The following is a 12,663-nucleotide window of genomic DNA, read 5'->3' as shown; positions in this document are numbered from 1 at the left end:
CGATACGGACAAGCCCGGTGACGAGCCTGGTGACAAGCCCGGCAAGGCGCCCGGCGATTTGCCGCTCGACATCGTCGAAAGCCCGTTTACCGACCATCTCGGCGCGCAACTCGTGCGCGCGCGCGACGGCGCGAGCGAAGTGGCGTTGCCGCTCGAGGCGCGCCACCTGAACACGTGGGGCATCGCGCACGGCGGCGTGACCATGACGCTCTCCGACATCGCCCTCGCCATGGCCGCGCGCAGCGTGGCCGGCGACGGCATGGGCGTCGTCACCGTAGAGATGAAAGTGAATTTCATGCAGCCGGGCCGCGGCGAGTTGCGCGCGTACGGACGCGTGCTGACCCGCTCGACCACGATGGCCTACTGCGAAGGCGAGGTCCGCGACAGCGAAGGCCACTTCGTCGCGAAGGCACTCGGCACGTTCAAATACATGAAGCGGCTGGCCGTGGGGCGCGACGTGGCGCACCAGCGGCTGCGCAGCGATCCCACCGCGAAGCCGGGACCGAGCGACGGCTAAAGCCCGGCGCGCCGTTCCTGCCTCGTCCGTTACCACCACGGCGGCCCTGGTGCCGCAGAGCGAACGCCATGACCCAAACCCCGATGGCCCAGACCAATCGTCAGATCCTGCTCGTATCCCGCCCGGAAGGGGCCGCGAGCGTCGATAACTTCCGTCTCGTCGAGACGCCGCTCGCGCCGCTTGCGCAAGGGCAATTGCGCGTGCGCAATCATTTCCTCTCGCTCGATCCGTACATGCGCGGCCGCATGAACGAGAGCAAGTCGTATGCGGTGCCGCAGCCGCTCGACGAGGTGATGATCGGCGGCACAGTGGGCGAGGTGGTCGAGTCGCTCAACCCGAAGTTCAAGGTGGGCGACAAGGTGGTGGGCATGTTCGGGTGGCAGGACTTCGGCACCTCGGACGGCACCGGCCTGCATGTCGTCGATACCACGCATGTGCCGCTTTCCGCCTACCTCGGCCCCGTGGGCATGCCAGGCGTGACAGCCTGGTACGGCCTGAACCGCATCATCGCGCCGAAGGCCGGCGAAACGGTGGTCGTGAGCGCCGCGAGCGGGGCGGTCGGCAGCGTGGTCGGCCAGCTCGCGAAGCGTGCGGGCTGCCGGGCGGTGGGCATTGCGGGCGGTGAGGAGAAGTGCCGCTACGTCGTCGAAACGCTCGGCTTCGATGCCTGCGTCGACTACAAGGCCGGCAATCTCTATCAGGACCTCAAGGCCGCGACGCCCGACGGCGTGGATGGCTACTTCGAAAACGTGGGCGGCGAGGTGCTCGACGCGACGCTCGCGCGCATGAACGCCTTCGGCCGCATTGCGTTGTGCGGCATGATCGCGAGTTACGACGGCAAGCCCCAGCCGCTCCGCTACCCGGGCTTGATGCTCACGCAGCGCCTGCTCGTGCAAGGCTTCATCGTCAGCGAGCACATGGAGGTGTGGCCGCAGGCGCTCGCGGAACTCGGCACGCTCGTCGCGCAAAAGCAGCTCGTGTATCGCGAGACCGTGGCCGAGGGCCTCGAAAGCGCGCCGGCTGCATTCCTCGGCATGCTCAAGGGGCAGAATTTCGGCAAGCAGCTCGTCAAGCTGATCTGAGTCCGTACTCCGGGCCGGTGCCCGCACACACATCGCGCCGGCCCGTTTTCTTCAACACTCCCTTCGCAGGATACGCAATGCCCGATCCGTTCCAGTTCGACGGCCGCGTGGCCGTCATCACGGGTGCGGCGAGCGGCTTTGGCCGCGCGTTCGCCCACAAGGCCGCAACGCTCGGCATGAAGCTCGTGCTCGCCGATGTCGATAAAAACCTTCTCGACGAAACCGTCGCCGCGCTGCGCGCGGCCGGCGCCGAAGCGATCGGCGTGCCGACCGACGTGCGCGACGCCACGCAGGTAGACGCGCTCGCGAAGGCTGCGCTCGACACCTGGGGCAAAGTGCATCTGCTCTTCAACAACGCGGGCGTGGGCACGGGCGGCTTCGTGTGGGAAAGCAGCGCGAAGGACTGGGAGTGGGTGTTCAGCGTCAACGTGATGGGCGTCGCCAATGGCGTGCGTGCCTTTACGCCCGCCATGCTGGCGCAGGGCGAGCCCGCGCATATCGTCAACACGGCTTCCGTGGCGGGACTGCTTTCGCCGCCGGCGATGGCCGTCTATAACGCGTCGAAACATGCCGTGGTGTCGCTCACCGAAACGCTTTATCACGACCTCAAGAGCGTGGGTGCGAGCGTGGGCTGCTCGGTGCTGTGTCCGGCGTTCGTGCCCACAGGCATCGCCAACGCGGAGCGCAGCCGTCCCGACGATCTGCGCAACGACGCGCCGCCCACGCGCTCGCAACAGGCCGCCGACCTGCAGATACAGCGTGCGGTGCGCTCGGGCCGCCTCACGCCCGAGGACGTGGCCGAACAGACCTTCGATGCCATCCGCGAAGGCCGCTTCTATATCCTCACGCACCCGCAGATTCTCGCATCGGTGAAGCTGCGTCATGAGGACATCGAAACATTGCGCAACCCCACCGATCCGCTTTCGCTGAAGCCCGAAGTGAAACCGGCCAGCTGACGCGCGCCGCCATGACGCTCAACGCAAAGATTGCGCTGGTGCTCGATATGGTGGCCCGCGCGGACCGGCCGCCGTATTACGCGCTCACGCCGCAGGAAGCGCGCGCCTCGTACGAGAAGAGTGCCTCGGTGCTGGAGATTGCCTCGGCGCCGATGTTCTCGGTGGAGGATATCGCGGTGCCCGTGCGCGACGGCTCCGCCATCCGCGCGCGCCTTTATTGCCCGGCGGAACCGCACTGGGCCGAACCGCTGCCGGCACTCGTGTATTTCCACGGCGGCGGCTTCACGCTGGGCAGCGTCGATACGCACGACGCGCTATGCCGCATGTTCGCGCGCGACGCGCGCTGCGCCGTGCTTTCGGTGGACTATCGGCTCGCCCCCGAGCACCGCTTCCCGACCGCCGTGCACGACGCGTTCGATGCGTATACCTGGTTGCACGCGCACGCATCCGACTACGCGATCGACCCGGCACGCCTCGCGGTGGGCGGCGACAGCGCGGGTGGCACGCTCGCCGCCGTGTGCGCCGTGCTGGCGCGCGAGGCCGGCATCGCGCCGGTGCTGCAACTGCTGATCTACCCGGGCACCTGCGGCCATCAGGACACGCCTTCGCATGCAAGGCTCGCCGAAGGGTATCTGCTGACGGCGAAGACGATCCAGTGGTTCTTCAACCTCTATGTGCGCGACGCGAGCGATCGCGACGACTGGCGTTTCGCGCCGCTCGACGGCAAGCGCGATGCGCCGGACTTCGCCGGACTCGCGCCGGCGTGGATCGGCGTGGCCGAATACGATCCGCTCGTGGACGAGGGCGAGGCCTACGCGCGCAAGTTGCGCGACGCGGGCAACGCGGTGACGCTGGTGCGCTACGCGGGCATGATTCACGAGTTCTTCAAGATGGGCGGATTCGTCGAAGACGCGCGGCGCGCGCAGGCCGACGCGGCGCAGGCACTGCGCGAAGCGTTCGGCATCGACGACGCTTGAGGCGAGGGCAGGCCGCTCAGCCCGGCGCAGCCTGGGGACGGACCAGGAAAGTCTCGCGGCGCTCGAAGTCGCCGGGTCGCACGATGCGGTGCGATCCGTTGTCGTCGCTGCGCTCGACCGCTTCCACCTCGATGGCTTCGCCGCGCACGCTCGCGCGCAGCGCCGTGGTCCCGCGCGTGCCGTAGTCGGGCGTTTCGATGAACGCCGCCGACAAGGCGCGTTCGCGCTCGAGCGAAATGCCGGTGGCGGGGAGTTCGTCGTCGCGGGCGATCTGCGGGTCGCGCATCATCGTCACGAGCCGGTCGAGGGGGGCCGCGTGGCCGGCCAGTTCGGCCAGCTCCGCGCGCTTGCGCACGAGCTTCGGCCAGGGCGTGTCGAGTACGGCATTCGAGATGCCGTGCGTGCCTTCGGGCAGCAGCGCCGGCGCGAGATCGCCGCGATTGCAGTACCAGGCCAGTTCGCGCCGGGTCCAGTCGCCCACCACCAGATTGAAACCGTTATAGAGGCTGCCGTGGCGGGCAACCTGCGCGAGATAACGCAGGGGCGTATCGGCAATGCCGTCGCCGCCCGTGAGCCAGGCCGACACGAGCGTGCCGCGCGTGGGCGCATCGGGACGCATTTCGTGGGGCGCGCGATAGTTCGTGAGCGCCGCGAAACGGCCGCCGCGCGTGAGGCCGAGCCAGGTGCCCCCGCCGACGAGATCGCGCCCGGCGAGCACGTCCGGCGCCGACTGCCACCAGTGCAGCGGCTCGGCGGTGCGGCGCAGGAACTCGTCGCGATTCGCGGCGAGCGTGAAGAGCGCACCGTTCGTGGCCTGCGGGCGCCAGTCGAAGACGATCAGGCACATGGCGCAGACCGCCCGAACAAGGCGCGCCGCGTGACGCGGGCGTGCGGGACATAACTGGCCAACGCGTCAGACCTCGGCGGGCAGCGCGTAGGGCAGCGGCAGGAAGCGCAGGGCGGGGCCCTCAGCGTTGCCCAGATGCACGCTGCCCGATTCCAGGGCGGCCAGCTTGATTTCGGCGAGCAGATCGGCGCCGCCGTCGGGCGCGGCCGCCGCGTTGACGATCATGCCGCAGGGCTGGCCGGGATCGTCGGAGTGAAAGAGCTCGGCGCCCGCGTGCGCGGCGTCGAGCCCGGTCGACACGCTCGCCAGCGCCGTGCGGCGCTTGATCGTGCCGCGATACTGGCTGCGCGCGACAATCTCCTGCCCCGGATAGCAGCCTTTCTTGAAGTTCACACCGCCCAGCACGTCGTAGTTCACCATCTGCGGCACGAACTGCTCCGAAACCGGCTGGGTGATGCGCGGCTCGCCCGCGCGGATGTCGAGCCAGTCCCACACCGCGGGCGAAACACGCGTGAGCTTGCCCGCGAGCGCAGTGAGGCGCGCTTCGACGGCTTCCTTCGGACCCACCCACAGATAGCGCAGGCGCCCGGCCGCATCGGGCAGGCGGATCAGCGTGCCGGCGGGATCGTCCACTTTCACGTGCACGCCGTCGGGCAGCGCATCGAATCCGGCGGCCAGCGCGCCGCGCACGTCGCCGGCGAGGCCCACCACGAGCAGCTTCTCGCTGTCGTCCACGAGCTTCGCTTTCGCGCGCAGCACGAACATCGAGAGCCGCTTCTGCACGCTCGCCTGCACGTCCTTCGAGATCAGCAGGCGGATCGTCTCGCCGGTCTTCCACGCGAGGAACGACGCCAGCAGGCGCCCCTTCGCGGAGCAGTAGCCCGCCAGGCGCGCGCCGGTCACGTCCAGATGCTGGATGTCGTTGGTGAGCTGGCTGTGCAGGAAACTTGCAGCATCGTCGCCCGTGGCGTCGATCACGCCGAACTGCGGCAGGATCGCGTAGGCGCCGCCCTTGAGCACGGCTTCGAAATCTTCAGCGGCGGGGCGCTCGGCAACGGCGGCGGCGGAATCGAGGGGGGAGTTCATGGATTCGGGGAACAGTCAATCCTGACTTTAGCGAGGGCAAGCAGTTATTATATGAGGTCAACCTCAGCCGTGTTTTCATGTCCCTCCTGAAGAAATGCCTTGTTGCCGGCGCCGCGCTCGCCGTGCTTGGCGCAGCCGCCGTGGGCGGCATCTGGCATTGGGCCGCTACGCCTGTCCAGCTCGCGTCGGCGCAGCTCGACGTCACCATCAAGCCGCACAGCTCGGTGCGCAGCGTCACCACGCAGCTGCGCCGCGGCGGCGTGCCGGTACAGAGCGAGTTGTTCGTGTTGATGACGCGCGTGCTCGGCCTGCAAAGCCAGCTGAAATCGGGCAACTACGAGTTCAAGCAGGGCATCACGCCTTACGAGGTGCTGCAGAAGATGGCGCTGGGCGACGTCAACGAATACGTCGCGACCATCATCGAAGGCTGGACCTTCAGGCACATGCGCGCCGAGCTCGACGCCAACGCGGCCCTGCGCCACGACAGCGCCGGCATGACCGACGCCCAGCTGCTCGCCGCCATCGGCGCGCCGCCCGCGCCCATGGACAATGCCGAAGGCCTGTTCTTCCCCGACACCTATCTGTTCGACAAGGACACGAGCGACCTGGACGTGTACCGCCGCGCCTACCGCCTGATGCAGGTGCGCCTCGCCGAGGCCTGGGCCGCGCGCACGCCGGGCCTGCCGCTCAAGTCGCCGTACGAGGCGCTTACGCTCGCCTCGCTCGTCGAGAAAGAGACCGGCAAGGCGGGCGACCGGCCGCTCGTAGCGGCGGTGTTCGCCAACCGGCTGCGCGTGGGCATGCCGCTGCAGACCGATCCCGCCGTGATCTACGGTCTCGGCGACGGCTACGAGGGGCGCCTGCACAAGCGCGATCTGCAGACCGACACTCTTTACAATACCTACCTGCGCCTCGGCCTGCCGCCGACGCCCATCGCGCTGCCGGGCGCCGCCTCGCTGCAGGCGGCGCTGAATCCGGCGTCGACCGGCGCGCTGTACTTCGTGGCGCGCGGCGATGGCAGCAGCGTTTTTTCGGACAATCTCGTCGACCATAACAAGGCCGTCGACAAATACATTCGGGGGCAGTAAATGGCGCGGGGCCGATTCATCACGTTCGAGGGCATAGACGGTGCGGGCAAGACCACGCATCTCGCCTGGTTTCGCGACCGGCTCGCGGACAAACTGGCCGCCACCGGGCGCTCGGTCGTCATGACGCGGGAGCCGGGCGGCACGCCGCTTGGCGAGTCGCTGCGCGAGGTCCTGCTGCACCAGCCCATGGACCTCGAAACCGAGGCGCTCCTGATGTTCGCGGCGCGCCGCGAGCATCTGGCCCAGGTGATCGAACCGGCGCTCGCGCGCGGCGACTGGGTGCTCTCCGACCGCTTCACCGACGCGACCTTCGCCTACCAGGGCGGCGGCCGGGGCCTGCCGCGCGACAAGCTCGAAACGCTCGAGCGCTGGGTGCAGGGCGGCTTCCAGCCCGACCTGACGGTGCTGTTCGACATTGCGCCCGATACGGCGAGCGAGCGGCGCGGCGCGGCGCGCGAGCCGGATCGCTTCGAGAGCGAAACCGACGCGTTTTTCACGCGCACGCGCACCGAATACCTGCGTCGGGCGGAAGAGGCGCCGTATCGCTTTGCCATCGTCGATTCGACGCAGAGCATCGACGAAATTCGCAAACGACTTGAAAATGTGATCGTAGCGCTCTGATTTTCAACATTTATTTGCTGCTCTTATGATGTCGGGCGAAGCTCGCGTCCTGTTCAAAAAATCTCGGCTAACTGGTTGATTTAAAAATGATCTATCCGTGGCAGACCGGCGACTGGGAGCGCCTTCAGCAATTGCGCGGCCACTGGCCGCACGCGCTGCTGCTGCACGGCCAGGCCGGGATCGGCAAGCTGCGCTTCGCCCAGCATCTGGCCCAGGGGTTGCTGTGCGAGTCGCCCAAGGCTAACGGCGAGCCCTGCGGCACGTGCCCCGCCTGCCACTGGTTCGCCCAGGGCAATCACCCCGACTACCGCATCGTCGTGCCGGAGGCGCTGGCCGCCGAAGTCGGCCCGGTTGCGCCCGACGAGGGCGACAAGGCCGCAGAAAAGGGCGAGGGCGACGAAGGCAAAAAGACCCGCACGCCCAGCAAGGAGATCCGCATCGAACAGGTGCGCGCGCTGCTGGACTTTGCGGGCGTGGGTTCGCACCGCGGCGGCTTGCGCGTGGTCGTGCTGTATCCGGCCGAAGCGCTCAACGTGGCCGCCGCCAACGCGCTCCTGAAGACGCTCGAAGAGCCGCCCGCCAGCGTCGTGTTCGTGCTGGTCTCGGCGCGCATCGACCGGCTGCTGCCCACCATCATCAGCCGCTGCCGCCAGTGGCCGATGGCGACGCCCGCCCCGCAAGCCGCGCAGGCCTGGCTCGGCTCGCAAGGCGTGGCCGACGCGCAGAGCCTGCTCGCGGAAGCCGGTGGCGCGCCGCTCGCGGCGCTCGCGCTCGCCCACGACGAAAACCGCACCCTGCGCGACTGGACGCTCGCCCAGCTCGCGGCGGGCGCCGGCTGCGACGCCTTCGCCTGCGGCGAGACGCTGCAGAAGCTGCCGGTGCCGCTCGTGCTCGGCTGGCTGCAGCGCTGGGTGTACGACCTGCTCGCCGAGCGCACCGCCGGCCGGCCGCGCTATTTCCCGCAGGCGGCCGCCGGGCTCGCCCGCTGCGCGGCGAAGCTCGATGCGCCGGCGCTCGCGCGCTATATGAAGACCGTGACGCGCCAGCGCGCCGTGGAGAACCATCCGCTCAATGCCCGCCTCGTATTCGAGGAACTGTTTCTGGGCTATCGTGAATTGTTCGCCTGATTGTTCACCTGGGCGCCACCCGACTGGGCGCCCACCGACTGACTGATGGATCCCGTCTGACCGATCCATCGATGACCGACCCGGCTCGCCGCGCCACGGCGAGCCCCAGCCGATATCCCGCACCATGAGTCTTGCTTTCCGCGACGCCACCCTCGACGATCTGGCCGCCATCGTCGCCATCTACAACTCGACCGTGGCTTCGCGCCAGGTCACGGCCGATCTCGACCCCATCAGCGTGGAAAGCCGCCTCGCGTGGTTCCAGGCGCACGGGCCCGCCACGCGGCCGCTGTGGGTGGTCGAAGAGGCGGGGCGCGTGATCGCCTGGCTAAGCTTCTCCGACTTCTACGGGCGCCCGGCCTACCGCCATACCTCGGAAGTCAGCATCTATCTCGACGAGGCCGCGCGCGGCAAGGGACTCGGCGCCCAGTTGCTCGCCGCCGCCCTCGAAGCCGCGCCGGGGCTCGACATCCATACGGTGCTAGGCTTCGTGTTCGGCCACAACGCGCCGAGCATGCGGCTCTTCCAGCGCTTCGGCTTCACGGCGTGGGGAACGCTCCCGCGCGTGGCCGTGCTCGACGGCGTCGAGCGCGATCTCATCATCCTCGGCAAGCGGCTCGACACCGCGCTTGCCGCCGTCTGAACCCGCAGGGCCGCCCATGTTCGTCGATTCGCATTGCCACATCAATTTCGAAGGTCTCGCCGACCGTCTGCCGCAGGTGCTGGAAAACATGCGCTCGAACGCCGTCACGCACGCGCTGTGCGTCTCGGTGGATCTGGAGACGCTGCCTTCGGTGCTCGACATCGCGAACCGCTTCGAGAACGTGTATGCCTCGGTCGGCGTGCACCCCGACCACGAGGACGTGAAAGAGCCGGGTCTCGCCGAACTGGTGGAGCTGGCCGCGCATCCCAAGGTGGTGGCGATCGGCGAAACGGGGCTCGATTATTACCGGCTGGGCGAGCGCACGATTGCCGACATGGAGTGGCAGCGCGAGCGCTTTCGCACCCATATCCGCGCGGCGCACGCCACGATGAAACCGCTGATCGTCCACACGCGCGCGGCGTCCGACGACACGCTGCGCCTCATGGAAGAGGAGCGCGCGGGCGTGCCCGGCGGCGTGATGCACTGCTTCACGGAACCCTGGCCGATCGCCGAGCGCGCGCTGGCGCAGAACTTCTACATCTCGCTCTCGGGCATCGTCACCTTCAAGAGCGCGACCGAGGTACAGGACGTCGCGCGCCGCGTGCCCATCGAGCGTTTGTTGATCGAAACGGACTCGCCGTACCTGGCGCCGGTGCCTTTTCGGGGCAAACCCAATGAACCTGCGTATGTGAGCCATGTCGGAAGATACATTGCGCAGCAGCGCGGGCTCGCCGACGCCGAACTCGGCGAGGCCACCACGCAGAACTTCTTCCGGCTCTTCAAGATCCCCGCAGCAGTCTGAATGGGTGGCGCGGTGCTGCCGATGTTGTTTATTATCAACAAGATACTGAGAAATTCTAAGGCTTGACATGAACTTCAAAACGCTTACGCCCACCGTCTCCACCGTCCGTGCCGCGTCCGTGCGGCGCATGACCGCCGCCCTCGCGTTCGGCCTGAGCGCGGCATGGCTGACCACGGCGCCGGTGCACGCTGCGTCGATCGATTCGCTCGTGAAGTCCGTCAAGTTCGACGACGACAAGGCCGTCGCCAAAGATATCGCCGACGGCATGGACCCGAACGCCACCGACGACAAGGGCATGCCGCTCCTCGTGCTGGCCGCGCGCGAGAAGTCCGACAAGGTGGCGGCAGTGCTGCTCGACAACCCGAAGACGAAGATCGGCGCCGAAGACAGCGCCGGCGAAAACGCGCTGATGCTGGCCTCGCTCAACGGCGACATGGATCTCGTGAAGCTGCTCATCACGAAGGGCGCGGAAGTGAACAAGAAGGGCTGGACGCCGCTGCACTACGCGGCCGCCAACGGCAACGACGATGTCGCGAAGCTGCTGCTCGGCTACTCGGCGTATGTGGATGCGCAGTCGCCCAACGGCACGACGCCGCTCATGATGGCCGCGCGCGGCGACCACATCTCGACGCTCAAGCTCCTGCTCGACAACGGCGCCGACATCAACGCGAAGAACCAGATCGGCATGAACGCACTCGCTTTCGCCAAACAGTACAAGGCGCCCGATGCGATCAAGGGCCTCTCGGCGCGCATGGCGCAGTCGGGCAGCCAGTCCGGCCAGTCCGACAATACGGCCGCTCCGCAAAACGGTGCAAAATAACGGGATTGCCGCCAGCGGACCGACTGGCGGCTGCGGCGCCGCAAGCGTGCAACCCGGTGGTTTGCCAGCTGAACAACGAGTGCGATCCGGCGCCGCCCCACACGTAACGAATCAAGGAGAACCATGCTGCGGGCTCTGATTTGCGCCGGTGCGCTCGTCCTGCCGCTATCGGCATTTGCCTTCTCGGCGAGCGATCTGAACCGGCTGTGCACGAAGACCGACGTGGCGTCGCGCAGTGCTTGCGCGGCCTATATCGAAGGTGCCGCCGACGGGGTGTTCAACACGATCGATGCGATCGGCGGCACGACCGGGCCGCGCGTGGGCCAGTACTTCTGCCTGCCGCCGGACGCGCGCTCGGCGCAACTGACCGACGCGGTGCGCAAGTACATCGCCGATAACCCGAACGTCGCGGGCTACAACGCCAGCACGGCCATTTCGCTCGGCCTCGGCAAGGCATTCCCCTGCAAGTCGGGTAGCTGATCGCCTTCGGGGCGGCCCGCCGGCGCGGCCGGCAAGCCGGCCTCGGGTGTCCGCGGCGGTGCCCGTCGGTCTTGCGGCACGCTCCGTGCTAGGGTCTGTGGAGAGGGCATCACAGACTTGTGCCCGGAATGGCGCCCGCAAAGCGCGGGGGCATCACGTGCGAGGGGGCCCGGATGGGCAGATTGATCGTCGTGTCGAACCGCGTGGCCACGCCCACGGAAACGAAGGGCTCCGCAGGCGGGCTCGCTGTGGGTGTGTTCGGCGCGCTCAGGGATGCGGGCGGCGTCTGGTTCGGCTGGAGCGGCGACGTCGTGAGCGAAACGGTGGCGAACGCGGGGCCTTCGCTCGTCGAAGACGGCCCGGTCACGTTCGCGACCGTCGGCCTCACACGCAAGGACTACGACCAGTATTACCGAGGCTTTTCGAACGCCACGCTCTGGCCGGTTTTCCACTATCGCAACGATCTCGCGCGCTACGAGCGCGACGAGTACGCAGGCTATCGCCGCGTGAACGCGTGGCTCGCGCACAAGCTCGTCAAGCTGATCGAGCCCGACGACAACATCTGGGTCCACGACTATCACCTGATTCCGTTCGCCGAAGCCTTGCGCTCCGAAGGCGTGACGAACCGCATCGGCTTCTTTCTGCACATTCCGTTTCCCTCGCCGCAAGTGCTGCAGACCATTCCGCCGCACGAGGAACTCGTGAAGTCGCTGTGCTGCTACGACCTGCTGGGTTTCCAGACGCGCAACGACGAGCAGGCCTTTCACGACTACGTGGTGCGCGAAGCGCGCGGCAAGATCACCGGCCCCGTGGGCGACACGGGAAACACCGGGATCGAAGCCTATGGCCGCAAGCTGCGCACGGGCGTGTACCGGATCGGCGTGTTTCCGGACGAGATCGCCGAGCAGGCCGCGCGCTACGAGAGCCGCCAGCACGTGCTCGACCTCAAGCAGAGCCTGGAAGGGCGCAAGCTCATCATGAGCGTGGACCGGCTCGATTATTCGAAGGGGCTCGTCGAGCGCTTCCATGCGTTCGAGCAATTGCTCGAGCATTCGCCCGAGTGGCGCGGCAAGGTCACGCTCGTGCAGATCGCGCCGCCCACGCGCTCGGACGTGGCGAGCTACAAGCAGATCCGCGAGGAACTGGAGCGCGAGGCCGGCCGCATCAACGGGCGCTACTCGGGCCTCGACTACACGCCCATTCGCTACCTGAGCCAGCAGTACGACCGCTGGAAGCTGATGTCGCTCTTTCGCGAGTCGCAGGTGGGTTACGTCACGCCGCTGCACGACGGCATGAATCTCGTCGCGAAGGAATATGTGGCGGCACAGAATCCCGCCGACCCGGGCGTGCTCGTGCTCTCGATCTTCGCGGGCGCAGCCGCCGAACTCTCAGGCGCCGTGCTCGTGAACCCGCACGACGCGGCGGGCATGTCGGAAGCGCTCCAGCAGGCGCTCTCGATGCCGCTCCCCGAACGCCAGGCCCGCTACGAGACCAACATGGAGGCGCTGCGGCGCAACGATCTCGGCGTCTGGCGCGATACCTTCCTGCGCGACCTGGGCAACGTGCCGCGAGCGCACTGAGCGGAGCTGAAGCGAGGGGGCGGGAGGGCCCCATGTCGCG

General features: G+C 67.7%; 14 protein-coding genes. 12 read left to right on the top strand and 2 right to left on the bottom strand.

Translation table 11 applies throughout. The annotated features are described in order from the left end of the window. The first annotated feature begins 70 nt into the window (after positions 1-70). From U5760_RS01095 to U5760_RS01080, 4 genes are all read left to right on the top strand, one after another. Positions 71-517 (top strand): PaaI family thioesterase, encoded by a 447-nt coding sequence (locus tag U5760_RS01095; protein WP_322009981.1) that lies wholly within the window; start codon positions 71-73, stop codon positions 515-517. 83 nt (positions 518-600) lie between these two features. Then, complete coding sequence (locus U5760_RS01090; protein ID WP_322009980.1) at positions 601-1,599, top strand: NADP-dependent oxidoreductase; 999 nt, start codon at positions 601-603, stop codon at positions 1,597-1,599. A gap of 77 nt (positions 1,600-1,676) precedes the next feature. Then, positions 1,677-2,555 (top strand): SDR family oxidoreductase, encoded by an 879-nt coding sequence (locus U5760_RS01085; RefSeq protein WP_322009003.1) that lies wholly within the window; start codon positions 1,677-1,679, stop codon positions 2,553-2,555. 11 nt (positions 2,556-2,566) lie between these two features. Continuing rightward, entirely contained in the window at positions 2,567-3,532 is a 966-nt protein-coding gene (locus U5760_RS01080; protein ID WP_322009002.1) for an alpha/beta hydrolase, read from the top strand. 16 nt (positions 3,533-3,548) lie between these two features. Here U5760_RS01080 and U5760_RS01075 read toward each other — a convergent pair whose 3' ends face one another. After that, positions 3,549-4,379, bottom strand: a complete 831-nt coding sequence (locus U5760_RS01075) for an NRDE family protein (protein WP_322009001.1) — start codon at positions 4,377-4,379, stop codon at positions 3,549-3,551. Positions 4,380-4,445: 66 nt separating this feature from the next. Beyond that, positions 4,446-5,465: a folate-binding protein gene (locus tag U5760_RS01070; RefSeq protein WP_322009000.1), complete on the bottom strand. Its 1,020-nt coding sequence runs from the start codon at positions 5,463-5,465 to the stop codon at positions 4,446-4,448. A gap of 77 nt (positions 5,466-5,542) precedes the next feature. Here U5760_RS01070 and mltG point away from each other — a divergent pair, with 77 nt between their 5' ends. From mltG to otsA, 8 genes are all read left to right on the top strand, one after another. Further along, positions 5,543-6,553 carry an endolytic transglycosylase MltG gene (gene mltG, locus U5760_RS01065; RefSeq protein WP_322008998.1) on the top strand — a complete coding sequence of 337 codons (1,011 nt, stop codon included), beginning with the start codon at positions 5,543-5,545 and terminating at the stop codon, positions 6,551-6,553. Further along, positions 6,554-7,174, top strand: coding sequence for a dTMP kinase (gene tmk / locus U5760_RS01060; RefSeq protein ID WP_322008997.1), 621 nt, complete (start codon positions 6,554-6,556; stop codon positions 7,172-7,174). An 86-nt stretch (positions 7,175-7,260) separates the two neighbouring features. Further along, positions 7,261-8,301: a DNA polymerase III subunit delta' gene (locus U5760_RS01055; RefSeq protein ID WP_322008996.1), complete on the top strand. Its 1,041-nt coding sequence runs from the start codon at positions 7,261-7,263 to the stop codon at positions 8,299-8,301. Between the two features lie 124 nt (positions 8,302-8,425). Next, positions 8,426-8,941: an N-acetyltransferase family protein gene (locus U5760_RS01050; protein ID WP_322008994.1), complete on the top strand. Its 516-nt coding sequence runs from the start codon at positions 8,426-8,428 to the stop codon at positions 8,939-8,941. 16 nt (positions 8,942-8,957) lie between these two features. Continuing rightward, positions 8,958-9,743: a TatD family hydrolase gene (locus U5760_RS01045; protein WP_322008993.1), complete on the top strand. Its 786-nt coding sequence runs from the start codon at positions 8,958-8,960 to the stop codon at positions 9,741-9,743. 67 nt (positions 9,744-9,810) lie between these two features. Beyond that, complete coding sequence (locus U5760_RS01040; RefSeq protein WP_415914014.1) at positions 9,811-10,563, top strand: ankyrin repeat domain-containing protein; 753 nt, start codon at positions 9,811-9,813, stop codon at positions 10,561-10,563. A gap of 123 nt (positions 10,564-10,686) precedes the next feature. Beyond that, positions 10,687-11,043: a Rap1a/Tai family immunity protein gene (locus U5760_RS01035; protein ID WP_322008991.1), complete on the top strand. Its 357-nt coding sequence runs from the start codon at positions 10,687-10,689 to the stop codon at positions 11,041-11,043. Positions 11,044-11,216: 173 nt separating this feature from the next. Continuing rightward, positions 11,217-12,623, top strand: a complete 1,407-nt coding sequence (gene otsA, locus U5760_RS01030) for an alpha,alpha-trehalose-phosphate synthase (UDP-forming) (protein WP_322008990.1) — start codon at positions 11,217-11,219, stop codon at positions 12,621-12,623. Positions 12,624-12,663: the final 40 nt, after the last annotated feature.

The organism is Paraburkholderia sp. J12 (genome assembly GCF_905220215.1).
Lineage (GTDB): Bacteria > Pseudomonadota > Gammaproteobacteria > Burkholderiales > Burkholderiaceae > Paraburkholderia.
The sequence above is the reverse complement of the archived record's forward strand: the minus strand, read 5'-3'. Positions and strand labels throughout refer to the sequence as shown.